22 protein-coding genes are annotated in these 23,416 nt (G+C 37.9%); 2 read left to right on the top strand and 20 right to left on the bottom strand.

The annotated features are described in order from the left end of the window. Position 1: 1 nt before the first annotated feature. From P9L98_07040 to P9L98_06995, 10 genes are read right to left on the bottom strand one after another with little or no spacing between them, the layout of a single operon-like run. Entirely contained in the window at positions 2 to 2,935 is a 2,934-nt protein-coding gene (locus P9L98_07040) for a radical SAM protein (GenBank protein MDP8217046.1), read from the bottom strand. Continuing rightward, positions 2,904 to 4,628 (bottom strand): hypothetical protein, encoded by a 1,725-nt coding sequence (locus P9L98_07035; GenBank protein ID MDP8217045.1) that lies wholly within the window; start codon positions 4,626 to 4,628, stop codon positions 2,904 to 2,906. The genes P9L98_07040 and P9L98_07035 overlap by 32 nt, the downstream gene beginning before the upstream one ends. Beyond that, a complete protein-coding gene (asnB, locus tag P9L98_07030) occupies positions 4,615 to 6,480 on the bottom strand; it encodes an asparagine synthase (glutamine-hydrolyzing) (protein ID MDP8217044.1) in 1,866 nt (621 codons plus the stop codon). Before asnB ends, P9L98_07035 begins: the two co-directional genes overlap by 14 nt. 6 nt (positions 6,481 to 6,486) lie before the next feature. After that, positions 6,487 to 7,425, bottom strand: coding sequence for a glycosyltransferase family 2 protein (locus tag P9L98_07025; GenBank protein MDP8217043.1), 939 nt, complete (start codon positions 7,423 to 7,425; stop codon positions 6,487 to 6,489). Next, positions 7,422 to 8,207: a class I SAM-dependent methyltransferase gene (locus P9L98_07020; protein MDP8217042.1), complete on the bottom strand. Its 786-nt coding sequence runs from the start codon at positions 8,205 to 8,207 to the stop codon at positions 7,422 to 7,424. The genes P9L98_07025 and P9L98_07020 overlap by 4 nt, the downstream gene beginning before the upstream one ends. Continuing rightward, the gene (truA, locus tag P9L98_07015; GenBank protein MDP8217041.1) at positions 8,204 to 8,914 is read right to left on the bottom strand and encodes a tRNA pseudouridine(38-40) synthase TruA; all 711 of its coding nucleotides are present in this window, start codon (positions 8,912 to 8,914) and stop codon (positions 8,204 to 8,206) included. The genes P9L98_07020 and truA overlap by 4 nt, the downstream gene beginning before the upstream one ends. A 24-nt stretch (positions 8,915 to 8,938) precedes the next feature. After that, positions 8,939 to 10,450 (bottom strand): sodium-dependent transporter, encoded by a 1,512-nt coding sequence (locus P9L98_07010; GenBank protein ID MDP8217040.1) that lies wholly within the window; start codon positions 10,448 to 10,450, stop codon positions 8,939 to 8,941. Between the two features lie 28 nt (positions 10,451 to 10,478). Further along, positions 10,479 to 11,495 carry an aspartate-semialdehyde dehydrogenase gene (locus P9L98_07005; GenBank protein MDP8217039.1) on the bottom strand — a complete coding sequence of 339 codons (1,017 nt, stop codon included), beginning with the start codon at positions 11,493 to 11,495 and terminating at the stop codon, positions 10,479 to 10,481. Between the two features lie 13 nt (positions 11,496 to 11,508). Continuing rightward, entirely contained in the window at positions 11,509 to 12,597 is a 1,089-nt protein-coding gene (locus tag P9L98_07000; GenBank protein MDP8217038.1) for a 3-isopropylmalate dehydrogenase, read from the bottom strand. Then, positions 12,579 to 13,061, bottom strand: coding sequence for a 3-isopropylmalate dehydratase small subunit (locus P9L98_06995; GenBank protein ID MDP8217037.1), 483 nt, complete (start codon positions 13,059 to 13,061; stop codon positions 12,579 to 12,581). Before P9L98_06995 ends, P9L98_07000 begins: the two co-directional genes overlap by 19 nt. A 69-nt stretch (positions 13,062 to 13,130) precedes the next feature. On the opposite strand from P9L98_06995, the gene P9L98_06990 reads away from it, so the two are divergent. After that, entirely contained in the window at positions 13,131 to 13,613 is a 483-nt protein-coding gene (locus P9L98_06990; protein MDP8217036.1) for a CinA family protein, read from the top strand. Then, the gene (thpR, locus tag P9L98_06985) at positions 13,601 to 14,176 is read left to right on the top strand and encodes an RNA 2',3'-cyclic phosphodiesterase (GenBank protein MDP8217035.1); all 576 of its coding nucleotides are present in this window, start codon (positions 13,601 to 13,603) and stop codon (positions 14,174 to 14,176) included. Before P9L98_06990 ends, thpR begins: the two co-directional genes overlap by 13 nt. Here the strand turns inward: thpR and accD are convergent. From accD to P9L98_06935, 10 genes are all read right to left on the bottom strand, one after another. Then, positions 14,163 to 15,011: an acetyl-CoA carboxylase, carboxyltransferase subunit beta gene (accD, locus tag P9L98_06980; GenBank protein ID MDP8217034.1), complete on the bottom strand. Its 849-nt coding sequence runs from the start codon at positions 15,009 to 15,011 to the stop codon at positions 14,163 to 14,165. The genes thpR and accD overlap by 14 nt on opposite strands. 79 nt (positions 15,012 to 15,090) lie before the next feature. Next, positions 15,091 to 16,314: a DUF1015 domain-containing protein gene (locus tag P9L98_06975; protein MDP8217033.1), complete on the bottom strand. Its 1,224-nt coding sequence runs from the start codon at positions 16,312 to 16,314 to the stop codon at positions 15,091 to 15,093. A gap of 124 nt (positions 16,315 to 16,438) precedes the next feature. Then, positions 16,439 to 17,578 carry a molecular chaperone DnaJ gene (dnaJ, locus tag P9L98_06970; protein MDP8217032.1) on the bottom strand — a complete coding sequence of 380 codons (1,140 nt, stop codon included), beginning with the start codon at positions 17,576 to 17,578 and terminating at the stop codon, positions 16,439 to 16,441. Between the two features lie 91 nt (positions 17,579 to 17,669). Continuing rightward, complete coding sequence (dnaK, locus tag P9L98_06965; GenBank protein ID MDP8217031.1) at positions 17,670 to 19,595, bottom strand: molecular chaperone DnaK; 1,926 nt, start codon at positions 19,593 to 19,595, stop codon at positions 17,670 to 17,672. Then, positions 19,588 to 20,139: a nucleotide exchange factor GrpE gene (locus P9L98_06960; GenBank protein MDP8217030.1), complete on the bottom strand. Its 552-nt coding sequence runs from the start codon at positions 20,137 to 20,139 to the stop codon at positions 19,588 to 19,590. Before P9L98_06960 ends, dnaK begins: the two co-directional genes overlap by 8 nt. Positions 20,140 to 20,153: 14 nt before the next feature. After that, positions 20,154 to 21,200, bottom strand: a complete 1,047-nt coding sequence (hrcA, locus tag P9L98_06955) for a heat-inducible transcriptional repressor HrcA (GenBank protein MDP8217029.1) — start codon at positions 21,198 to 21,200, stop codon at positions 20,154 to 20,156. An 85-nt stretch (positions 21,201 to 21,285) separates the two neighbouring features. Next, positions 21,286 to 21,945: an HAD family hydrolase gene (locus P9L98_06950; protein MDP8217028.1), complete on the bottom strand. Its 660-nt coding sequence runs from the start codon at positions 21,943 to 21,945 to the stop codon at positions 21,286 to 21,288. Then, entirely contained in the window at positions 21,932 to 22,165 is a 234-nt protein-coding gene (locus tag P9L98_06945; protein ID MDP8217027.1) for a hypothetical protein, read from the bottom strand. Before P9L98_06945 ends, P9L98_06950 begins: the two co-directional genes overlap by 14 nt. Further along, a complete protein-coding gene (locus tag P9L98_06940; protein MDP8217026.1) occupies positions 22,128 to 22,271 on the bottom strand; it encodes an NAD-dependent epimerase/dehydratase family protein in 144 nt (47 codons plus the stop codon). Before P9L98_06940 ends, P9L98_06945 begins: the two co-directional genes overlap by 38 nt. 11 nt (positions 22,272 to 22,282) lie before the next feature. Continuing rightward, positions 22,283 to 23,398 carry a GDP-mannose 4,6-dehydratase gene (locus P9L98_06935; protein ID MDP8217025.1) on the bottom strand — a complete coding sequence of 372 codons (1,116 nt, stop codon included), beginning with the start codon at positions 23,396 to 23,398 and terminating at the stop codon, positions 22,283 to 22,285. Positions 23,399 to 23,416 lie beyond the last annotated feature (18 nt).

Here is a 23,416-nt window from a genome sequence, read left to right as displayed (position 1 = left end):
CTTATTCTTCCAGACCAATCTTGTAGTGAAAATTTAACGGTTTTCCGCTCTTAAGACATAAATTATTTAAAGCAGCATAGATAATCTTACCTTCTGCAATATTTAAATCGGGTACCTCTATTTGAAAAAATCCCAGTTTGGATTTAGAGAATGAAAGAGCGGGAAGATTATTTTGACTAGAGCTTAATAATATTTTATTGTCATTACTTTTTGTAAGAGGAAGATAATCCCACCTATCTTTAACGCTATCCGGCAACCCCCCCCTGAACGGACCCAAAGACCAAGAATCATATTTTTTATTTAAAAAAAGACCAAACTTCAATTCTTTTAACTCTATCTTCTCTAAGGAATTAACTCTAAAGCTCCATAAAATATTGTTTCTCTTAACTCTTATCCCCCATTCTATTTGAAAACATATATTCTCCCAATAGAGATCGAAGATATCATAATTTTTACCACCTATAAGGCTCCAGATAGCATCTCTACTGTCAAATATCCTGCCATTATGGTGGCATGTTATAATAGCTCCGCACCCAGACGTTATCTCACGTTGCTTATAATACAACTTTATACCTTTATTTATACTTAAATCTAAAAAACGAAATCTCTTTACATAGAGAGGCTCTCTTCTTTCGTTAAGTTCATCCCCGGCTCCAACAATCTGAAACTCTTTTTTCTCTAACGCTCTCTTCTCTTCTTTTATCTTTAAATAAGATTTGGGTATTTCCCGAAAACCAAAAAACAGTTTAATATTCAACTTATTATTGTTGTAAGGCCTAATAATTTTATTCCTGAAGGCTAAGAATCTAAAACCGTACTTTGCATAAGAACTCTCCATCCTCAAACTCAAAGGTATAGAGCTTTTAATCTTACTCATCTCAACCCCTAAAGGAGAGCCTCCTTCTGTCATAGCCCAAATACTCTGGACATCTTCCAGATCTAAGCTCTTCCATTTATCATCTAAAACAGGAAACTCTCCCTGATAAGACTTAGAATACCAATGTTTATAAAACTCTGAGAGCTGAAGTCCTATCTTAGTCTCGTTAACAGTATAGTTTTTGGCCCTAAAACAGACATTGATATGCCAATATAATCCTTCAGGTTTAAGCTCTAAGAGCCACTTGTGTTCTATAGCAATATCATCCATATTGATCAAAATCTCAATCCTATTTAAACCTATCTTTTTAATCTCCCAGATATATCTAGATGTATCATACCAATTATCTTTAATCCAAAAAGCAATATTCAGTCCCGGGCCTGCAGTGATACACTTATGTTTTAAAAATATCCTTACAAAACCTTCCCTGTTGCATTTAACGCTAAGATCTCCAGAGGTAAGGCTCTGCCTGCTCCCTATATATTCAATAGCCTTCTTTACTTTTCTGTTCCTAGTGGCATAAACATTTATAATCGGCTCGTTTCTAAACAATCCCAGTCTTTGCAAGAAATAGAGTGTCTTTACTAACCTTTTTAGTCTTACTGGTTTTGTGTTTCCGTTTTTATCGACAAATTCCGAAATATCCACTCCTTTCGTATCTTTGACAGCTGAACTTATACCAAAAAGACTATAATATTTAGGAATCAAAGCCTTTTTTAATGAAATAAACTTAAAACTCCGGGGGTGTCTTGGAAAATAAATATTAAACTTTTCAGGCTCCACACCAAGTGCTGCCGTAGGATTGATAAAGAGAGTAGAGACATTGATAATACTCTCTGTGTAAGCTCTGTTTCTCTTTACGAAACGGAGAGTCTGCTTGAACTCCCTTCTCCCCTCCCCGGGATAGCCTATAATTATGTTAAAAGTAGCCTTTATGCCTGCCTCTTTTGTCAACCTTAAGACCCGCTCAGCATCAGAGGCAGTATAAATCTTGCTCATCACCTTTAAGATTTTATCTGACCCGCTCTCTATCCCATAACAGAGAGATACACAGCCTGCATCTTTAAGACTCTTCAATAGCTCTAAATCCATATCCCCTCTGGCAACAGCATAACTGCCCCACTGTATATTGAGAGACTCTTCTTTGATAAGCTCAGCAAATTCTCTGAGTCTCTTTAAATCTCCGTTACAGAGCAGGTCGTTAAAAGAGAAGTTTTTTACACCATTTTCTTTTATATGAAACTTTATCTCATCGACTATATTTCTTGGCTCTCTCATCCTAAAAGGGGTACACATAAAGTGATCTATGCAGAAAGTGCACTTGGAGATACAGCCGCGACTGGCCAATAGAGGCAGAGTTCTGGTCTGTTTTTCACCAAATCCATAGTCATCTAAATCTAGATTTTTAAAATCCGGGTAGGGGATGCTGTTTAAATCAAATATCGGATCAGCCGGCCTATTATCTATCTCTTTTTTATCTTTTATAAATATAGTGCCTGGAATATTTTCCAGACTAGACCCTTTATAAAAACTCTCCACTATATTATAGAGCGGCCTCTCTCCCTCTCCTAAAACAAAAATATCTATCGCTCCAGGTTCGACAACACTGCGATCATGATCCCAGAAACAACCTGGACCCCCTGCAATCAGTAACTTATCACTATTTCTACTTTTGATAATTTTAGCAATATGATTCACAACGTGGATACTTAAATAATTAGTAGAGAATCCTATAATAGGTTCTGGACGTTTAAGAACTATATCGATTAATTCATCAATCTCTTTGGAAAAACTATTTATCAAAAGAGCTACTATATCCTGCAGCGGTAAGCTGCTTATAGTGCTTATATCCCAGAACCTCTTCTTCTCACCGGAAGTATTATTGTATAGTTTGGCATTAAAATCAAAGAGCAGCGCTTTATAACCCTTAGACTCCATATAATTTGATATATAAGATATGCCTAGAGGGGGCATCCAGGGATACCAGGTGTGAATCATTAAAAGCAACAGATCCGATTTAGCGCCGTCAATAAGAGGTTGGAACATTTTCGTATTCATAGGCTTCGCAGTGATATATGGCTATATCAAAATCAAACATTTTTTGAGCCCGCTCTTTTAAAAGCGGGAAAAATTCATCTAAAAGCTCAGCCGTTACAGGATGATTTTTAAACTCTTCTATCCTGGGAAACAGCTCTTCATCTCTTTTTAATATCCAATCCTTATCAAACAATCTATCCCCACCTAAATCTTGACTTCCGTCTTCAATAAACAATATTATATACTTACCCGGTTCTCCCTTCCACCATTCATAGATTGAATACCATTGATCATATAAATCATGGGTCAAAATTCTATAACCCTTGTTATATGCTTTCATCTCAAGCCAGAGCTGTATACCAACAGGCCCGTCTTCAATGCCGGCTGAACGGATAATCAAGCAGTTATACCGACCGGGGGCTAAATGATCTTCTAAATTTTCATAAAAAATATCGGCTATATCAGAATTATTCATTTCAAAATCTTTTAAAATACCATCGCTATACCTAATGGCAAACAGTTTACTGCAGAGAGGCTTATCTTTCCCAGAGAACACTAACAGATAGACCCGAAAAACTAATATAATTAAAAGTAGAGACCTAAAAAAGATAGTCCAAAGCAGTCTTTTAAACCTTGAGCCTATCGTAGTAATAATGACAATAACCGGAACAAGGGGGATAATATATCTAAGCTGATGGACTTTAAACAAAAAAGACAGTATTAGGAGCGGAAAAAACAACCAGGATAATGCTATTTTTTTATTAGGTAGAGATTTATTAAAAATATATCTAAAAAACGACAATACCGAAAAACAGCTAAGCAGAGGTCCAAAACCATCTAAATAAAGATATTTAAAATAAAAGAGGTAGTAACTTAAAGACCCTGAAGCTTCATAAGGATAACTCTCAAAATGTTTATAATCAGGTATGGTATGCTCTCTTAAAGCCGATAATAGATCATTATACTTCCCTTGCCACCATAAACCACCAATTTGAAAAGCAAAGATCAAGAATAGAGAGAGATTGGCAAGTAACCTAAAAAGAGGAATGTAGTTTCCGTCACCTTTAATCTCTTTTGATAATGAAATAAACAGATAGAGAGAGAGAGGAAATAAAACAAATATCACAACCTGACCTTTGATCAGTAAGCCAATTCCAAACACAGAACCTGCCAATATTGAATAAAGGGTCTTCTTAAAACCATCTGTCTTTAAAAGCAAGAAGAAAAACAGGACAACTATACTCATAAGCGGCAGATCTAAACCGTAACTCTGTATAGCCCTTAAAATAACAGGATAGAGCGGAAGAATAATCGTAACAAAAAGAGCCTCTCTATTATTAGCTCCAAGTTTTAAAGCCAGCAGATAGCCAAAAACCGCAAAAATTATTAAATACAATACGTTGGCCATTTTTATACTACAAGCTGATAACCCAAAGATAAACATAAAAGGCAGCGAGCTTAAATTAAGCAGCTTAGGCCAATAGATTATGCCTTTAGAAAAAATATTTCTGAATTCAAATATCTTACCGGCAATAGAGAGCTCAGAATTATGAAATAAATCTATTGTATCACCATAAAATTGAACACAGAATATGGCATGGTTAGGAGCATCTATTGTAGGAAAATTTGAATTAGAAGCAATAATATAAACGGCTACAAGAGAATAGATCAGGATAATAAAAAATAATATTAGAAACCATTTATTCTGCTTCATGTTTTATGGACCATATAGAGAAAATCAAAATATTCCAAAGTATTTTACGGTTATTCTTCCTATATTGCAAATGTTCCAAGAAGATATCTTTCAGATAACCTCTATTTAAATATCTTAGACTACTGTTATCTTCGATAAGATCATTAAGCATACTCTTTAACTGACCCCTCAACATTCCTGCTACAGGCAAACTGAAGCCTGCTTTTTTCCTCTCGAGAATCGCAGCGGGCAAACTACCTCTGTAGGCAGATCGCAATATATGTTTAGTATCTCTGAGATTCCTTAATTTCAGATTCTCAGGCAATGATAAAGCCAGCTCAACCACACTCTTCTCTAAATAAGGAACCCTGACTTCTAATGAATTCTGCATGCTTGAAAAATCAGTCTTATATAAAATGTCATTACTAAGATAGCTATAAATATCGAACTTTTGAATCTTCTCTAACCCCTTAGAGTCTGATATAAACTTATCCTGAATAAAATCTATATACTCATCCTCAACATCTTCATATCTATCATTTAAAAGTTCTCTTCTTTCCTGACCAAAACTTTCCATCCAGGAGATATGCCTCTTAATATCATTTATACTTTGAGACCTCGAAAATCTGTCCAGACAAAAGTTTAAACTAAAATATCTATCAGAAACCGGGACAAGAGAGAGAGCCAATCTTAAAAAACTCTCTCTTAATTTTAAAGGCATAATCTTATAAAAACGAAATAATCTATGAGCAATATATGTCTGATACCCGCAAAACAACTCATCTCCTCCATCACCAGAAAGAACCAGCTTTAATTTTCTAGAACTGAAATCGGAGAGAAGATAAGTAGGTAATAGTGAATGATCGGCAAAAGGCTGATCCAGCCTGGAAACAATATTCTCTAAATATCCTAAAAGATAATCGCTGGAAAAACATTTAAAGTTGTATTCCAGCCTAAACCGATCTGCAATCAACTTTGCATACCTTGATTCATCAAAGCTACTCTCCCTAAAACCGATATTGAATGTCTTAAAAGAACCCAGGTGCTCATTCATATGATAAGCCAATATACTTGAATCAAGTCCTCCGCTTAAAAAAAGACCCGGCTCAACATCGCAAACAAGATGTTTCTTAACTGAGTTCGAGATACGCTCTCTCAGATCTAAAATAATATCCTCTCTGCTTCTATTTCTAAGATCGCACTTCCCCAGGCTATAATACTTTTTTATATCTAAACCCCTATCTTTTGAAAAAACAAGGTAATGGGCCGGCAGCAGAGAGGATATACCCTTATATATGGTGTAGGGTGAAGGCACATAGTCCAGCCAAAAGTAGAGATTTAAGGCCTTATCAGATATACCAGGCTTACTATTTAGAAGCTTCAAGATAGGTTTGATAGAAGACGAGAAAATAAATCCATCTCTGTTATGGGAATAGAAAAGCGGCTTAATACCGAACCTATCTCTGGCAATAAAAAGGCTCCTATCCCGGCTATCCCAAATAGCAAAAGCAAACATACCTTCAAAACGCTCTAAACATCCAACTCCTTCCTCTTCATAAAGATGGAGGATAACCTCTGTATCGGTATCGGTTTTGAAAAGATGACCTTTGGATTTAAGATCTGATCTTAACTCTCTGTAATTATATATTTCCCCATTAAATATTATCCTTAATGTACCATCTTCATTAACTATAGGCTGATTACCATTATCTAACCCTATGATCTTAAGCCTGCGGCAACCCAGGCTAATATTCTGACTCAGAAAATACCCAATCTCATCAGGGCCGCGATGGTATAAAAGACCAAGAGCCTCCTTAAATCTCTCTCTGTTATCTATAACGCTATCGGTTAATGAACCGAGAATACCGCACATTTTTAGCTATATCTTCTCTTTGATTTTATAAGGAAACCCATACTTAGTCTGATAATAGATCCGCATAACAATTTCAGCCAGTATACCCAGCATGATAAAAAGAATTCCCACGGTAAATAACGACACCGCTATAAAGAATAGCGGACTTAACCAGAGACCCCGAAAGACAATCTTCCTGTAGACAACAAAGATAAACACAGATAGAGACATAGATATACTTATAAAACCTGTTCCGCCAAATACATATATCGGTCTTGAAGCAAAGCTTGTAAAGAATTTATAGAGTATCAGGTCCATCATCAATTTCATAACCCTTGCTATTCCATACTTTGAGCGCCCCCCTATCCTCTCACGATGGTTGACCTTAACTTCAGCAACTTTAGCTCCCATCTCAGCCAGATAGACAACGAATATTCTATGCATTTCGCCAAGAAGTTTTAAATTATCAACCCACTCTTTCTTATATACCTTCAAGCTGCAGCCTACGTCATGAATCTTAAGTCCTGTCGTTTTTCTAATCAAGAGATTACCGGAATAAGAGAAGAACCTCCTTACCAGAGAGTCTTTTCTTTTAAATCTCAATCCGCTTACAACATCATAACCTTCATTAAGTTTTGAAATTAAGAGAGGGATATCGGCAGGGTCATTCTGTCCATCGCTATCCATAACTACAATGAGATTACCGCTAACATTCTCAAAACCAACCTGAATTGCCGCCGTCTGCCCATAGTTCTTAAGAAGCCTGATAGCCTTTATCTTTTCATCCGAACTGGAAACACTCGATATTAAATCCCAGCTCCCGTCCTTACTGCCGTCATCTACAATCACTATCTCATAATCATAGGGTATTCCGGTTAAGACATCTTTCAGCTCATTAAAGATACGGGGAAGGCTATCCTCTTCATCGTAGACCGGCATTACAACAGAAATCTTGGATAACTTCATTTCTCTAGTACCATGATTATCACTCCGGGATATTTAAACTGGGGCAGCTTCCTATCCTTCCCTTTGTAATAAACCTTCCAAAATAGCTTAGAGAAGAGACGTGCCCAGGTATTTTTACGTTTTGCAAAAGGCATTTTAAAGAAAAAAAACTTTCCCAGAGAAGGAAACCTCTCACCAATAATATAAAAATATTTTAATTTTAATTTAGAAGGCTCAACTATTCTTTTAAAGACGCAATCCAATTCATAGTCACGCTGAAAATATGTATGGCCATTATTGTCAAAAAACTTCTCTCTTGTACCGGCCTGAGAGAAAGGTAGAGTTACAATAAATCTTCCACCCTTTTTAAGTAAGGCATTTATCTTCATTGCTGCCTGCATATCACCACTAAACTTAAAATGCTCCAATGTTGAAATAGCCGTAATAAAATCAAAATAACCTGTAGGAAAATCTATTTCCTGAAAATTACCCCAGATAATACTCATATTCTCATCATCCATAAAACGTCTTGAATCTAGAATCTGCCTATAGAATTTATCGAAGTCAGCATAGAATTCGCCATTATCCACCACCCAAGTTTCAAACCCCCTGTAAAGAAAGTAGAGCGGCAAAAAGCTTTTACCGCAACCTATATCAAGAATCTTTCCAGATTCTTCAAAGTCTATCTCTTTTAAAATCAAGGGGTATTCTAAAAGCTTATAGTAATAGAGACCATCTTTATAATAATCTACTCCTAAAATCTTTAAAAAATCCTGCAGCTGTCTTACGCCTATCTTCTTCAATATTTCACCTTCCAGAGAAAAAGCCCTTCTGCTGGAGCTACAGGACCTCTCTTTAATCTCTTACCGCCAAGAAGAACTTTAACTCTCCCAGGCTCAAATCTACCTCTACCAACCTCAACAAGAGTTCCAACAATGAACCTTACCATCTTATAAAGAAAACCATCTGCCTCTATAAAGATACTGCAATAGCTGCCGTCTTTTTTCAGAAAAGCCTTAGATACTGTTCTCTTAGTATCTTTAACACTGCTTCCTTTAGCCTGAAAATTTATAAAATCATGTTTACCTAAAATATATCCTATCTCTTCACTCATCTTATAAAAATCCAAACCTAAAGGCAGATGCCAGAAGTATCTAACTTTAAACGGAGAGATATACTCTCCTGTAAATATATTATACCTGTAAATTTTGTTTTTAACAGAATAACGAGCATGAAAATCCAAACCCACTCTCTGTGCAAATTTAATCCTAATATCTGAAGGTAAGAGTGAGTTTAAAGCTCTCTTAATATCTTCAGGCTGCACTCTTTTCTCTGTCTTAAAGTTGGCCACCTGATATTTTGCATGAACTCCAGCATCTGTCCTGCCCGAAGATATTAAATTCACAGGCTGAGACAGAATCTTAGATAGCCCCGATTCAATCTCACCCTGTACGGTAGTCTTCTCTCTCTGTCTCTGCCAACCAGAGAAACAACCGCCGTCATACTCCAGGACTAATTTAATATTTATAATCTCTCACTCCTTATTAGAATGAATATTTTTTCTCCAGGGACACATAGCAAAAATCAGAGCAGCAAATAGAGTATAGAGAAGCCAATCCCTGCCTATGAGAAGCAATGCAATAGAAGAGTAACCTCCGTAGGGGTTTAAAATTTCATAACTTAAATCATTGAAGAAGAGAATTAAAAGTACACCCGGGATAATATATTTTACTGCCCCGTCCCACCATACTCCTATTTTAAGATCGGATACATTATCGATATGCTCTCTTAATTTTCCAGCCTTATATACCCAGGCCACTAAGACAGTCTGGAGTATTCCAATCATTATCAACCCGTAATGAGAGAGAAAATGGTCGACTATATCTATCCAGAACAGCCCGCCTCCGGTAGTAAATATCATAGAACCGAAAAAGCCCAGAATACAGACTATGCTCGTAATAGTCTTTCTGTTGAAATGAAACTTATCTATTAGTGCAGAGCTAAAAGCCTCAATAATCGATATAGATGACGATATACCGGCAATACAGAGTGTTAAGAAAAACAGAAAACCAAAAAGCTGAGGTAGAAACGGCAGCAGGCTTATAGCCTGAGGGTATACTACAAATGCCAGCCCTATAGACTCTTTTATAACCTCGTTAAATCCTACTCCGGTCTGATTGGCCATATAACCTATAGTGGCAAAAACGGCAAGCCCGGCAAAAAAAGAAAAGATAGAATTTAAACCCGCTATACAGTAAGAGTTTAATACTATATCAGATTTCTTAGGCAGATAAGACCCGTATGTTATCATTATTCCAAAACCGAGACTTAAGGTAAAGAATATCTGAGAGAAAGCTTCTATCCATACTCTGGATTCTCTAAGAAGAGAGAAATCAGGCTTAAGATATATTTTTAGGCCTTCTAAAGCACCGGGCAGCTTTATGCTCCAAAAGACAAGAATAGCTGTTAAGAAGAAGAGCAGGGGCATAAATATCTTGTTTGCCCTCTCTATTCCTTTCTCGATACCTAAAAAAACAATTATCCAATTTATAAACCATACAAAAGCAAGGGCTATCAATATCCCGAATCTGATATTGCCTATCTGAAACGGACCCTTGGTAACACCGAGAAACTGCTTGAAAAAGAAGCCGTTAGGGTCTGAACCCCATCTGAGATCTAAAGCATATAGAAGATAGTTGAAGCACCAGGATATTATTACAGAATAGTAGAGAACTATTCCAAACATTACAAATATTACCGACCACCATCCCAGCCATTCCCATCTACGGCTTATCTTTGCCAAACTCATCGGAGCCGAGCCTCTCATCTTATGCCCGACCCCAAGCTCAAGAATCATTAACGGTATACCTACAACTAAAAGAGCTATAAAGTAAGGGACTAAAAACGCTCCGCCGCCGTTCTTGTAGCAGAGATAGGAGAACCTCCAGATATTACCAAGACCTACTGCTGAACCCAAGGCTGCAAGCAAAAAACCTACTCTCGTCTTCCACTGAGGGCGATGGAGCTGCATATATTCATTTTTCATACCAAAAGATCAGATTATGCAATGACTGTTAATTCTTTTGCGCAAGAAGCTCAGTAATCTGAACCGCATTTAAAGCAGCTCCTTTCTTGAGGTTATCGGATACGACCCAAAGCCAGATTCCATTCTCAACTGTAGGGTCTCTCCTTATTCTGCCTACAAAGATATCATCTGAACCCGCCGCATAGAGAGGCATCGGGTAACTATCGCTGGATATATCATCGACAACCTTTACTCCTGGAGCACTTCTTAAGATTTCTCTTATCGCATCAGGATCTGCGTTTTTCTCCAGCTCAATATTTATCGCCTCACTATGGGATATTAAGACAGGAACTCTTACACATGTTGCAGTAACAGAGAGATTCCCATGCATAATCTTATTTGTCTCATTGACCATCTTCAACTCTTCTTTGGTATATCCATTCTCTGAAAAAGCATCTATATGAGGAAAGAGATTGAATGCAATCTGAGAAGGCAAGACCCTATTTTCTAAATCTGCTTTGGGCTTACCGCTCCCTGCAATCTTAGCTATCTCTTCCCAGAGCTGATCTACTGCACCCTTGCCCCATCCGGATACAGACTGATAGGTAGAGACAACAACTCTTTTGATCTTAAAATTATCATCTATCGGCTTTAAGACCACAACCATCTGTATAGTAGAACAATTAGGATTGGCAATTATCCCTTTATGCTTAAAAGCATCTTCCGGATTTACTTCAGGTACAACAAGAGGAACATTATCATCCATTCTAAAAGCCGAGGAATTATCTATAACAACCACTCCCCTCTTAGCAGCTTCAGGCGCAATCTCAGAGCTTACAGATGAACCAGCTGAAAACAGAGCATAATCTATACCCGAAAAAGCATCGGGTTTGAGAAGCTCAACTCTTACTTTTTCACCTTTAAACTCAATCTCTTTACCTATAGAACGCTCAGAGGCCAGAGGAAGTAATTTCTTAATCGGAAAACTCCTCTCTTTAAGCACTTTAAGCATCTCACTGCCGACTACGCCGGTTGCTCCGCACACAGCCACATTATATTCTTTCATAATAGAATCTCTATTAATTTATTTTACCGTTTAAGAAACACTCGACTACCATATCGCCTACTTCAGCAGTAGAATAACCCATCTTACCAGCCGAGAGGCTTTTTAATTTGTTGGCTGTAATATCCATAACCGCTTCTTCAATCTTTAAAGCTGCATCTTCCTCTCCGATAACATCCAGCATCATAGCCCCTGCAGAGATAGCAGCAAGAGGATTAATAACGTTTTGACCAGTATATTTAGGGGCAGAACCGCCAATAGGCTCAAACATAGAGACCCCTTCCGGGTTGATGTTGCCTCCAGCCGCAATACCCATACCACCCTGAATCATGGCTCCTAAATCCGTAATAATATCTCCAAACATATTGTCGGTCACAATAACATCAAACCACTCCGGATTCTTGACCATCCACATACAGATTGCATCTACATGAGCATAGTCAGCAGCAATTTCGGAATACTCTTTAGCCACTTCATTAAAAGCCCTCTCCCAGAGATCAAAAGCATAAGTTAAGACATTAGTCTTTCCGCAAAGGGTAAGCTTTTTACCCTTATTCCTCTTCATAGTATATTCAAACGCATACCTAAGACATCTCTCAACACCAAATCTAGTATTTACGGATTCTTGAATTGCTACCTCTTTATCCGTACCTTTCCTCAGGAAACCGCCGCAGCCGGTATAGAGCCCTTCGGTATTCTCCCGCACAACAACAAAGTCTATCTCCTCCGGACCTTTACCTTTAATCGGAGTCCAGACACCGGGATATAGTTTTACAGGCCTTAAATTAATATATTGATCCAACGCAAATCTAACCTTGAGTAGAATTCCTTTCTCAAGAATCCCAGGAGCAACATCAGGATGACCAATCGCACCTAGATAGATTGCATCATAGCTTTTTAGCTCTTCAATTGCAGAGTCCGGGAGTATCTCTTTAGTCTTTAAGTACCTATCTCCCCCAAAATCATACTCATTAAAGTTGAATTTGATATCATACTTTGAACCTGCCGCCTCCAGAACCTTCAGCCCCTCTCTTATAACCTCGGGCCCCGTTCCATCGCCGGCTATAACAGCAATATTGTATAATTTTAAAGCTTCTTTGCCCATCTCATCAAACCTCCTGCTTGAATGATTCTCTGTAAAAACTGAGGATAGCTCTGAAAAGAGAGCTCCTCTCCTGTAGTTAAATTATCTATACTGCCGCCTAAAAAATCTATCTCTATCAAATCTCTATCTTTAAACCTGCTCACAGAGTCAATCTCTATTATAGGCAACCCTATATTTATCGAGTTCCTGTAAAATATTCTGGCAAAAGAAGAGGCAATCACAGCAGCCACACCTGAACCTTTAATAGCCAGAGGTGCGTGTTCGCGGGATGACCCGGAACCAAAGTTCTTGCCCCCCACTATAATATCTCCGCTTTTGACCTCAGAGGGAAAACCTCTCTTAAGACCCTCAAGGCAGTGTAACCCCAGCTCTTCTGCGTCCGTTGTAACAAGATATCTCGCAGGAATTATTAAATCCGTATCGATATCGTTACCAAATCTCCAAACTCTGCCTTCTATCTTCATGATTTGCCTATTCTAAATGAAAAAAAACTTATTTTCAACAGCTAAAAGAAACGCTACAATGAAAAGAGTATGAGCAATACAGCCAGAATAAGTTATAAAATATCTTCTCTGCTTAAAAAACATAACCTCACCATATCATCTGCCGAATCATGTACAGGCGGCCTCCTAGCAAGCAGTCTCACCGACATAGCCGGCAGTTCTTCTTATTTTAAAACAGGGTTCATTGCTTACAACAGAGAGTCGAAGTTGAAATACCTAAAGATAGATAAAGATACAATCAATAACTATGGAACTATAAGCAAGGAATGCGCTAAAGAGATGGCAAACAATATAAGGTCCTTAACGGATAGCGAGATAGGCATATCTACAACTGGAATACTGGGGCCTCAAACCATAGAGAATAAGCTTAAGGGAGAGATATATATAGCGATATCACTATCGAGTAAATCTATTGTTAAAAAATTGAGATTGAAGGGTAATAGGGCTAAAATTAAAAAAGAAGCTGTAACTCAAGCCCTGAAAATGTTATACCAACAGCTATGCCGACTTTAAGAACTTTCATAGCCATTGAGATAGACGACGAAACTCGAAATAGAATATCTAAGATTCAGAACAGCTTTAAAAAATCCGGAGCAGAGATTAGATTTGTAGCACCGAATAATATCCACATAACACTAATCTTTATAGGTAATATCGAGATAACCAAAGTTAACGAGATGAAAAAAGTACTTCAAAATCCTATCTCGGATATCAGAATTTTTAAGATATTGCCTAAGGATATAGGCTGCTTTCCAAATGCAAAAAATCCCAGAATACTCTGGATAGGCATAAAAGACGGAGTAGAGAGACTGATAGAACTGAACAAAAAAATAAAATTACTGCTTAAGAACTGCAAAATTACAACGGATAACAGAGAGTATCACCCTCATATGACTATCGGACGAATAAGACCATCCAAGGATATAAGTACCTTAGAAACGACACTGTTGAATTTTCCCGAACAAAGGTTTCAGCAGATAGACGTAGACAGAATCTCTCTTATCAAAAGCAATCTTACGTCAGATGGGCCTCGGTATGAAACGATAGCAAGATGGGTACTATCTAAGAACGAATAAAATAATCCAGAATAGTGCTCAAGGTATATTTCAGATCTTTTCTGTGAACTATTGAATCTATTAAACCATGTTCAAGAAGAAACTCTGAAGTCTGAAAACCGGCAGGCAGCTTCTGTCTGATAGTCTGCTCAATGACCCTTGGACCTGTAAAGCCTATCAAAGCTTTAGGCTCGGCAATCAAAATATCTCCCAGGGTAGCAAAGCTGGCAAGAACACCAGCCATGGTAGGGTTAGTCAAAACAGAGATGTAGGGAATATTCGACTCTTTTAATCTCGATAGAGCTGCTGAAGTCTTAGCCATCTGCATCAGGGAGAACATACCTTCCTGCATTCTGGCTCCTCCGCCGGAACCTGATATAATGACAACCGGAATTTTAGAATCCAGAGCCTCCTCAGTAAGACGAGTAATCTTCTCTCCTAAGACACAACCCATGGAGCCCATCATAAAACGAGAATCGGTAACTCCTAACATGATATCTATTCCATCAATTTTAGCCCTGCCTGTAACAGCAGCATCGTATAATCCAGTCTTCTCTCTCTCTTTTTTTAATTTCTCCCCGTAAGATTTGGGACCCTGAAAATTTAAAATATCGGTTGAAAAGATAGCCCTATCTATCTCTTTAAAACTTCTCTTGTCTGCTATAAGGCTTATTCTCTCATCGGCTTTGAGCGTAAAATGGTAATCGCAATGAGTACAAACTTTTAAATTTTCTTCTATCTTTTTTTTAAACAGAATCCCCCCGCAAGAAGGACACTTACTCCACAACCCTGCCGGAATATCTTTCTTTCTGGTTATTCTTACCAAGGTATATTTAGGCTTACTCCAGAATGACATAGATTTAACCCCAAAATTTGTTTTTTAAAGTATCTATAGGCAATTTTGGATTATACAGCAGTAGGCTATATTTATCAATTTAAAACTTGTGGAAGAGCAAACCCGTTAATATCTTAGGGTAAAAGTAGGTTGACTTCTGAGGCATCAGAAGCTTCTTCTCGGCTACATCTATAATATGCTCTACAGGAATAGATTTAAGAAAGAATATAGTATCAGCTTTATTCTCCTTAAGCTCTCTTACGGCTTCTTCTTCATCTTTCTTGTATATTATATTTCCTTTATAATCAAAGACCTCACCCAAAATAAAATTATGGAGTACAGTTACATCAAATTTAAAGAGCTGGTTATTCTCTTTCTGAAACCTCTCTTCAGTACCAGGTCTTATTTTTAACAGAGAAAACCCGGATTGAGTAGAGACTCCGAACCCAAGACTCTGTAATTCTGCTAAAGATTTAAGTATGCTTTCTAAATCCATAAAATCTTCGATCTCAAAGTAATCCGACAACTTAGCTTTAAAATCATCTTCTGAAAGACCCAATTTTACCAGCCTGTGAGTAGGTAAAATAATGAGGCCATCCTGCTCTATCGGGGCAAAATAGCTCATAAGGTAATCATAGCTCTCTTCGCCTGAAGATTGAGATTTCAATCGTTTCATATTCCTATAATTTAAAGCAACCTCATATCTGTGATGGCCATCTGCTATTAATATCGATTTTGAACTCATCAGAGAGATTATCTTATCAAGAGGCTCTTTTTCGAATACCCCCCAAAGAGTGTGATCCACATCTTCAAAATCGAAATTAAATAGCGGATCTTCTCTCTCTATATTTTTAAATATTTTCAGCAACTCTCTATCTTTATCTGAAAAAGTAGCAAATATAGGTGAGAGATTCGTCTCAACCTCTTCCAGGAGACTAAACCTATCTTTTTTTGGACCTTCATAAGTTTTCTCGTGGGGAAGAATGTCAGATCCTGGAGACTCTAACTTGAGTAAAGAGATAAATCCATAACGGGAGTAACTATTCCCGCAATAATTATATTTCTGGCGATAGAGATAGATTGAATCATTACTGTCAAAGATTAAAACCTCCTCCTCTATCCATCTATTCAATACTGACTTGGCTTCCTTGTAAGTCTGAGATGATTTATTCAATATCAGGCGAATAACATTGTAAGGTGATGATTCGTAATAATCATCTCGCCCCTGAGGAGTTATCACATCATAAGGAGGAGTAACAACATTAGCAGGCTCTACCTTATCGCTATTATATATAAGACCCTTAAAAGGTTTTATCTTTGCCATCTCTTAAATAGATATCTATCTCTTAATAATAGACGTTAATATAAACACTGCAAAAGAAAAGACTAAGATTATTCTATCTGATATAACATAAATAGAATAAAAAATAAACGAAAAACTTCTCTACTTAACCAAAATGTTTTCTTACCAATTTATGAAACCTTTTCTTTTGAGGATAATGGTCGCCGGGAATCTCTTTGTTAAAACTATCGAGAAGCTTTCTCTGACTTCTGTTTAATCCTGTCGGGGTATCTATTAGTACTTTAACAAGCTCATCTCCTCTAGCTCCGATTTTAGGATCTGCCACCCCTTTACCTCTAAGCCTAAAGATCCTCTCACTCTGAGTTCCGGCTGGAATCTTCATCTTAACCACACCATCAATAGTAGGTACCTTAATCTCTGCACCCAAAGCAGCCTCTGAAGGAGTAATAGGAAGTTCTATTCCAATATCCCTGCCCTCTCTTTTAAATATTTCATGGGGTTTAACTGAGATATGTAAATAGAGGTCCCCAGGAGGGCCTCCCTTATCTCCAATCTCTCCCTTTCCTGAGAGGCGCAAAATACTGCCATTATCAACTCCAGGGGGTATCTTTACTTCCAGTTTTTTTGTCTCATTTATCTTTCCTATGCCGCGGCAATCAGGACAAGGGTCTTTTATGATCCTGCCCTCACCCTTACAAGAAGGGCATATAGTGGTAACTGCAAAAAAACCTCTCTGTTGAGATACCCGTCCAGCCCCGCCGCAGTAACGACAATCTTCTAAATTACCTGAAGCAGAACCGCTTCCTGAACATTTAGAACATTTTGCATAGGACGGGAAACCAAGCTCTCTCTCCGCACCTTTAACAGCCTCCTGAAAAGTTAAAGACATCTTGAACTCCAGATCTCTTCCCCTCTTAGCCCCTCCGGGATAATTGCTCTGTTGAGAGAAACCAAAACCTCCAAAAAGATTCTCGAATATAGAACCCCCAAAATCAAGGTCTGAGAATATGCTGGAGAAATCTGCATTTCTAAAGAGATCCTCCTGTGTATAATGAGAGTTTATTCCGGCATGACCATAAGCATCGTACTGAGCTTTCTTCTCATCGTCGGAGAGAACGGCATATGCCTCTGAGATCTCCTTGAATCTCCTCTCAGCCTCTCCTTTTTTATCAGCAGATACCCTATCAGGATGGTGTTCCATAGCGAGCTTCCTATAAGTCTTTTTAATCTCATCCTTTGAAGCACCCTTGGTAAGACCCAATATCTCGTAATAATCTCTTTTCATATTAATAACAGATCTATTCGAAGATAAGCAGAGCGGTTAAAAGCAGAAATTATATCTATTCCGGTTATAATTCCTGCTTAACCATACTACATTATTGCTCTTCTTTATACTCCGCATCTATAACATCATCACCATCGCCTTTAGGCTTATCCTCTCCAGTTTCAGGCTTAGGTTCTGAGACGTCTTCAGAAGAAGCCTGACTCTGGGCTGCATCCTGAGTTGTCTTCTTATAAATCTCCTCAGCCAATTTATGAGATGATTTTAACAGGCTCTCCTTTGCTTCCTTAATCTCAGCTGCATTTTCAGAGCTAACCTTCTGTTTAGCCGTGTTTAAAGATTCCTGAAGTACCTTTCTCTCCTCTTCAGATATCTTATCTCCATACTCCTTGAGCGATTTCTCTGTTGAATAGATCAAACCATCAAGTTCATTTTTTATCTCTATCAACTCTTTCTTTTTCTTATCTTCCTCAGCATGAGCTTCCGCATCTTTAACCAAATCTTCAACCTCATTCTTCTCTAACCCCGAAGAGGACTCAATCCTTATCTTCCGCTCTTTGCCTGTCCCTTTATCCTTTGCTGTAACATGGAGAATACCGTTAGCATCAATATCAAATGAAACCTCAATCTGCGGAACACCGCGCGGAGCTGCCGGAATACCTTCCAAAATAAACTTACCTAAACTTCTATTGTCACGCGCCGTAGACCTCTCGCCTTGGAGTACATGTACCTCAACATTTGTCTGACTATCTGCCGCTGTTGTAAAAGTCTCACTCTTCTTTGTTGGTATAGTAGTGTTTCTGGGAATAAGAGTAGTCATGACTCCGCCTAAAGTCTCAATCCCTAAAGAGAGAGGCGTAACATCCAAGAGTAATATGTCCTTTACATCTCCCACCAGAACGCCTGCCTGAATAGCAGCCCCTAAAGCAACAACCTCATCAGGGTTTATACCCTTATGAGGTTCTTTAGAGAATATCTCTTTAACCATCTCCTGCACTTTAGGCATCCTTGTCTGACCGCCTACAAGTATAACCTCATCTATATCTTCCGGACTCAGCTTTGCATCAGAGAGCGCCTGCTTGCAGGGACCTATAGTTCTATTTAAAAGGTCTTCACAAAGAGCTTCTAATTTTGCTCTCGTTAAATTCATAGTAAGATGCTTAGGCCCAGAACTGTCAGCTGTAACAAAGGGAAGGTTAATCTCTGTCTGAAGACTAAAAGATAACTCGCATTTAGCCTTCTCTGCAGCCTCCTTAAGTCTTTGAAGAGCCATCCTATCCTCTCTTAAGTCTATCCCCTGCTCTCTTTTAAACTCATCTGCAATCCAGTCAATAATCTTCTGGTCAATATTATCTCCTCCCAGATGCGTATCGCCTGAGGTAGACTTGACCTCAAAGACTCCATCTCCAATCTCCAAAATAGAGATATCAAAAGTACCGCCGCCAAAATCATATATAACAATCTTACCACCCTGCTTCTTGTCTAATCCGTACGCCAGAGCCGCAGCTGTAGGCTCGTTTATAATTCTTAAGACCTCAAGGCCGGCAATAGAACCGGCATCTTTTGTAGCCTGACGCTGAGAATCGTTAAAATGAGCAGGTACTGTTATTACAGCCTGGGTAATCTTCTCCCCTAAATACTCTTCCGCATCCTGTTTTAACTTTCTTAAAGTTATAGCCGATATCTCAGGCGGAGAGTAAACCTTATCGTTGATCTTTATCCTGGCATCATTATTAGACTCCTCTATAACTTTATAAGGAACCATCTTCATCTCTTCATTCACTTCGTTGTATCTTCTGCCCATAAACCTTTTAATAGAGAAGACTGTGTTTTCAGCATTCGTTACCGCCTGTCTCTTTGCCGGCCCCCCGGCAAGAATCTCACCAGTCTTGGTAAACGCAACAACCGAGGGGGTAGTACGCGTACCCTCTTTGTTGGTAATAACCTGCGGTTCTCCCGCATCATAAACCGCAATTACTGAATTTGTTGTACCTAAATCAATTCCTATAGCTTTAGCCATTTTCTTTACCTCCTGTTTTCTCCTGTTCAACTTTACCCTTAGATACTTTTACCATAGCCGGTCTTATCAAAATATTTTTGAATTTATAGCCCGGTCTTAATACTTCTATTATTCCATTCTCAATTACTTCCTCGCTCTCTTCATGAGATACGGCTTCCTGTTCAAAAGGATCAAAATCTTTGTCTTCAAGATTATCAATTCTTACCAAACCGTATCTCTCGAGAGCACCACTAATCTCTTTATATATCATTTCAACACCCTGTTCAAACTCATCTCTTACATCTGGTAATAACTGCATAGCATGCTCAAAATGGTCTAAGACAGGTATAATGCCTCTGATTAAATCCACTTGAGCATAGGAGAATAGATCCTGTCTCTCTTTTGCCCACTTCTTTCTGGCATTATCCAGTTCTGCAACCGCTCTTAACCAATTATCTTTAGTCTCACTTAGCTCTCCTTTTACTTTAGCTAAAGCTGCGTCTTCTGAGACCTTCTCTAGTCCAGGTTCTTTAGCTTCAGGCTCTCTGTCTTTTCTCTTCTTCATAGCTACTTGCCCCTTTAAAATATAGCACTCTCCAGCGCCTGTGTTAAAACATCAGATACATATTTCACAACTGAAATAGACCTGGCATAAGGAATCCTGGTAGGACCAAGTATACCTATTGTTCCTAAAACTCTATTTTTAACTTTATACTTTGAAGTCAAGATACAGCAACTCTCTATATCCATAGAAGTACTCTCTCCACCTATATGAATATTAATATCCGAACCTTCAATATCACCTTCCATAATTTTAGTCAATTCCGACTCTTCTTCAAATAACTTCATAACTTTCTCTAAAACCTCTATATTTCTAAATTCCGGATATTGGATTATCCTATTAGCTCCAAAGTACATAAATGTTTTCTCATCCATATTCTCCAGTGATTTAATCAAAAGATTGAATAACGAAGAAAATAAACGATAAAAAGAATCGTCTAAGGAGATCAATTTTCTCTTTATATAACTCTTTATCTCAAAAAGAGATTGACCCTGCAGCTCTCTATTCACAAACTTAAGAAAGCCCCTGAGTTCATCTATGGAGGGGATATTTTCATTTTCTATGAAGAGGTGCAATACATCTCCGTTATCAGCTATTATTATAAACAGAACTTTAAACTCGTTAATATATACCAAATCTATCTTTTCCACATAGACATTGCGAATACGATGGTATAACAAAACAGAGACCTGGTTTGTATACTTTGTAACCACTTGAAGGGCATGTGTAAATAATCTCTCAACCTCATCCCATTGAGTATTAATAATATGCATTAAGATCTTCTTCTTCTCAGAGGGGTTGAGCTGCTCCTCATCCATTACCATATTTACATAATATCTATATCCTTTATCTGTAGGAACTCTGCCTGAAGAGGTATGGAGATTTTTGAGATATCCCAACTCTTCCAATTCAACCATGATATTCCTGACAGTAGCAGATGAGACCTTAAGCCTGTATTTATAGACAAGGGCTTTGGATGCAACAGGCATGGCAGTCTCTATGTAGGTTTTGACTATACCTGTAAGTATCTTATCCATTCTCTCTTCTTTATTGATTCTTACCATATTTTTACCTCTTTAGCACTCTTTGAGATTGAGTGCTAAATATTACAATACAAAACAGGCTCTGTCAAGGAATAATATTAAAGATTTAAAAAAAGTCTTTGAGTCGATCTAAACCGCTTACAATCGCAAAAGGATTACCGGTAATTAACTCTTCTCTGCTGCTAGAACCTGTTGTAAGGGCAATCGATCTTACTCCAGCGTTATTTGCGGTCTCAATATCAATAGCCATATCACCTATATATATAACTTCTTCAGGATTTAAATTAAACTTCATCATAGTCTCTAAAATCATCTCCGGTTCCGGTTTAAAAACGCCTATCTCATCCCCGCAGATTACATAATCAAAGAACCTATCAATACCAAAATGCCCTATTATAAGCCTGGCAAATAGAGCTGGTCTATTGGTTCCAAGAGCCAGGAGATAATCTCTCTCTTTAAGATAACTCAATATATCCTCTGCATAAGGCAAAAGTTTTGCATCTTTAAGGAGCGTATCTCTATGCACCTGGCGATAAGAATTTAAAGCCTCTATAGCAATATCATCTGGAAAATAATCCTCTATAAGACTCTTATCTCCTCTACCTACGGCCCTTTTAATCTCAGCATAAGATACAAACCCTAAATCATAGCCTGCTCTTACTACATTCAGGGCTTTCTCGATTGCAATATAAGCATCCAAGAGAGTACCATCGAGATCGAACATTATAAGTTTGATATTAAACAGCTCTCTGTCACCACTTTTCATTTTTACGATACCAATCTATTGTATTATCTAAACCTCTACTTAAACTAAAATTGCTTCTCCAGCTAAGGCTTAAGAGCCTAGAACTGTCCATAGCATACCTAAAATTATAATCAACTCTATCTTTAATATATTTAATAAAATTAACAGTTTTATTCGTCTTTTTTAAGATCATTTTAACTAGCTCAACATTTCTCTTCCAGATTCTTCTTACGCTCAGCATAACTCAAATTACCTAGAACAGGTACACAATATCCTTTAAAAATTAAAAGACGGACGAAACTAGACCCGATAAAACCGGCACCACCGGTCACCAAGACCCTCTGCATTTTCTTGTAAATCACTCTTTGATTAAATTTTTCTCTATAAGCTCATCAAATGCTTTATCGAATCTATCGAAAGCAGGTTCATTTTTAGCCCACTCAATCAACTCTCCTAGTCCAGCCGCAAGATCAATCTCAGGCTCCCAACCAAGATACTCCTTAGCATTCTCAATACTTGCATAACAATGCCTTACATCACCCTTTCTGTAACCACCGGATATATGAGGTGTTATATCTTTGTCAAACAATTTAGCAAGCTCAAGCGCAACAGATTCTATAGTATAAGGTTTTCCATTGCCAAGGTTGCAAATCTTATAATCTGACTCGCTCTTCTTAATCGCTCCGATAACCGCTCTTACTACATCCTTAACCGATATAAAATCTCTGCTCTGTTTACCATCCTCAAAAACAAAAGGAGATTTATTATTTTTAATTCGGGACATAAAGATAGCACAGACACCTGTATAAGGATTGGATAACGATTGTCTGGAACCATAGACATTAAAGAACCTGAGAGAGGTAACTGGTATGCCATAAGTCTTACCCATCATAAGAGAGATCTCTTCCTGAACTTTCTTGCCTAAGGCATAGATAGAATTAGGAACAAGAGGAGTATCTTCTGTCGTAGTTATAGGGGTTAAAATAGATGAACAGTTAGGACAGTGCAGCCGCCAATCTTTATCTTTAAGCTGAGATTCTTCTCTTAAAGAGGGCTTCACCTTGCCGCAGCTGTCGCAGTTATAGAGCCCCTCTCCGTAACTCGACATCGAAGCGCTAACTATAACCTTCTTAACTCTATTTTTACTATTTACTAAAATATCCCAAAGATTTGCTATCCCAAGATCGTTGACTTCCATATACTTTCTAATCTGATATTGAGACTGCCCCACCCCTACCATAGAAGCAAAATGGAAAAGATAGTCACAATCCATGAGAACATTCTTAAAAGAATCATAGTCTCTAATATCTCCATATATATATTCAGCACCCTTATTTAGATAGGGAGGCTTCTTGCCTTGATGAACTTGCTCTTCTAAATTATCATAGACAAGGACCTCGTACTCTTCATTAAGAAGAGTATCCACCAAATGAGAACCTATAAAACCACATCCACCGCTAACAACTGCTTTCATCAACTGCCTCCTTTATAA

It is taken from the genome of Candidatus Kaelpia imicola (assembly GCA_030765505.1).
GTDB lineage: Bacteria > Omnitrophota > Gorgyraeia > Kaelpiales > Kaelpiaceae > Kaelpia > Kaelpia imicola.
Note: the sequence above shows the minus strand (reverse complement) of the source record. Positions and strands in the feature narration are given on the sequence as shown.

What these genes read in the sequence shown, in the direction of transcription:
- P9L98_07040 (MDP8217046.1), bottom strand. Translation starts at nt 2,935, where the DNA reads ATGAATACGAAAATGTTCCAACCTCTTATTGACGGCGCTAAATCGGAT.
- P9L98_07035 (MDP8217045.1), bottom strand. Translation starts at nt 4,628, where the DNA reads ATGAAGCAGAATAAATGGTTTCTAATATTATTTTTTATTATCCTGATC.
- asnB (MDP8217044.1), bottom strand. Translation starts at nt 6,480, where the DNA reads ATGTGCGGTATTCTCGGTTCATTAACCGATAGCGTTATAGATAACAGA.
- P9L98_07025 (MDP8217043.1), bottom strand. Translation starts at nt 7,425, where the DNA reads ATGAAGTTATCCAAGATTTCTGTTGTAATGCCGGTCTACGATGAAGAG.
- P9L98_07010 (MDP8217040.1), bottom strand. Translation starts at nt 10,450, where the DNA reads ATGAAAAATGAATATATGCAGCTCCATCGCCCTCAGTGGAAGACGAGA.
- P9L98_07005 (MDP8217039.1), bottom strand. Translation starts at nt 11,495, where the DNA reads ATGAAAGAATATAATGTGGCTGTGTGCGGAGCAACCGGCGTAGTCGGC.
- P9L98_07000 (MDP8217038.1), bottom strand. Translation starts at nt 12,597, where the DNA reads ATGGGCAAAGAAGCTTTAAAATTATACAATATTGCTGTTATAGCCGGC.
- P9L98_06995 (MDP8217037.1), bottom strand. Translation starts at nt 13,061, where the DNA reads ATGAAGATAGAAGGCAGAGTTTGGAGATTTGGTAACGATATCGATACG.
- P9L98_06990 (MDP8217036.1), top strand. Translation starts at nt 13,131, where the DNA reads ATGAGCAATACAGCCAGAATAAGTTATAAAATATCTTCTCTGCTTAAA.
- thpR (MDP8217035.1), top strand. Translation starts at nt 13,601, where the DNA reads ATGCCGACTTTAAGAACTTTCATAGCCATTGAGATAGACGACGAAACT.
- accD (MDP8217034.1), bottom strand. Translation starts at nt 15,011, where the DNA reads ATGTCATTCTGGAGTAAGCCTAAATATACCTTGGTAAGAATAACCAGA.
- P9L98_06975 (MDP8217033.1), bottom strand. Translation starts at nt 16,314, where the DNA reads ATGGCAAAGATAAAACCTTTTAAGGGTCTTATATATAATAGCGATAAG.
- dnaJ (MDP8217032.1), bottom strand. Translation starts at nt 17,578, where the DNA reads ATGAAAAGAGATTATTACGAGATATTGGGTCTTACCAAGGGTGCTTCA.
- dnaK (MDP8217031.1), bottom strand. Translation starts at nt 19,595, where the DNA reads ATGGCTAAAGCTATAGGAATTGATTTAGGTACAACAAATTCAGTAATT.
- P9L98_06960 (MDP8217030.1), bottom strand. Translation starts at nt 20,139, where the DNA reads ATGAAGAAGAGAAAAGACAGAGAGCCTGAAGCTAAAGAACCTGGACTA.
- hrcA (MDP8217029.1), bottom strand. Translation starts at nt 21,200, where the DNA reads ATGGTAAGAATCAATAAAGAAGAGAGAATGGATAAGATACTTACAGGT.
- P9L98_06950 (MDP8217028.1), bottom strand. Translation starts at nt 21,945, where the DNA reads ATGAAAAGTGGTGACAGAGAGCTGTTTAATATCAAACTTATAATGTTC.
- P9L98_06945 (MDP8217027.1), bottom strand. Translation starts at nt 22,165, where the DNA reads ATGCTGAGCGTAAGAAGAATCTGGAAGAGAAATGTTGAGCTAGTTAAA.
- P9L98_06940 (MDP8217026.1), bottom strand. Translation starts at nt 22,271, where the DNA reads ATGCAGAGGGTCTTGGTGACCGGTGGTGCCGGTTTTATCGGGTCTAGT.
- P9L98_06935 (MDP8217025.1), bottom strand. Translation starts at nt 23,398, where the DNA reads ATGAAAGCAGTTGTTAGCGGTGGATGTGGTTTTATAGGTTCTCATTTG.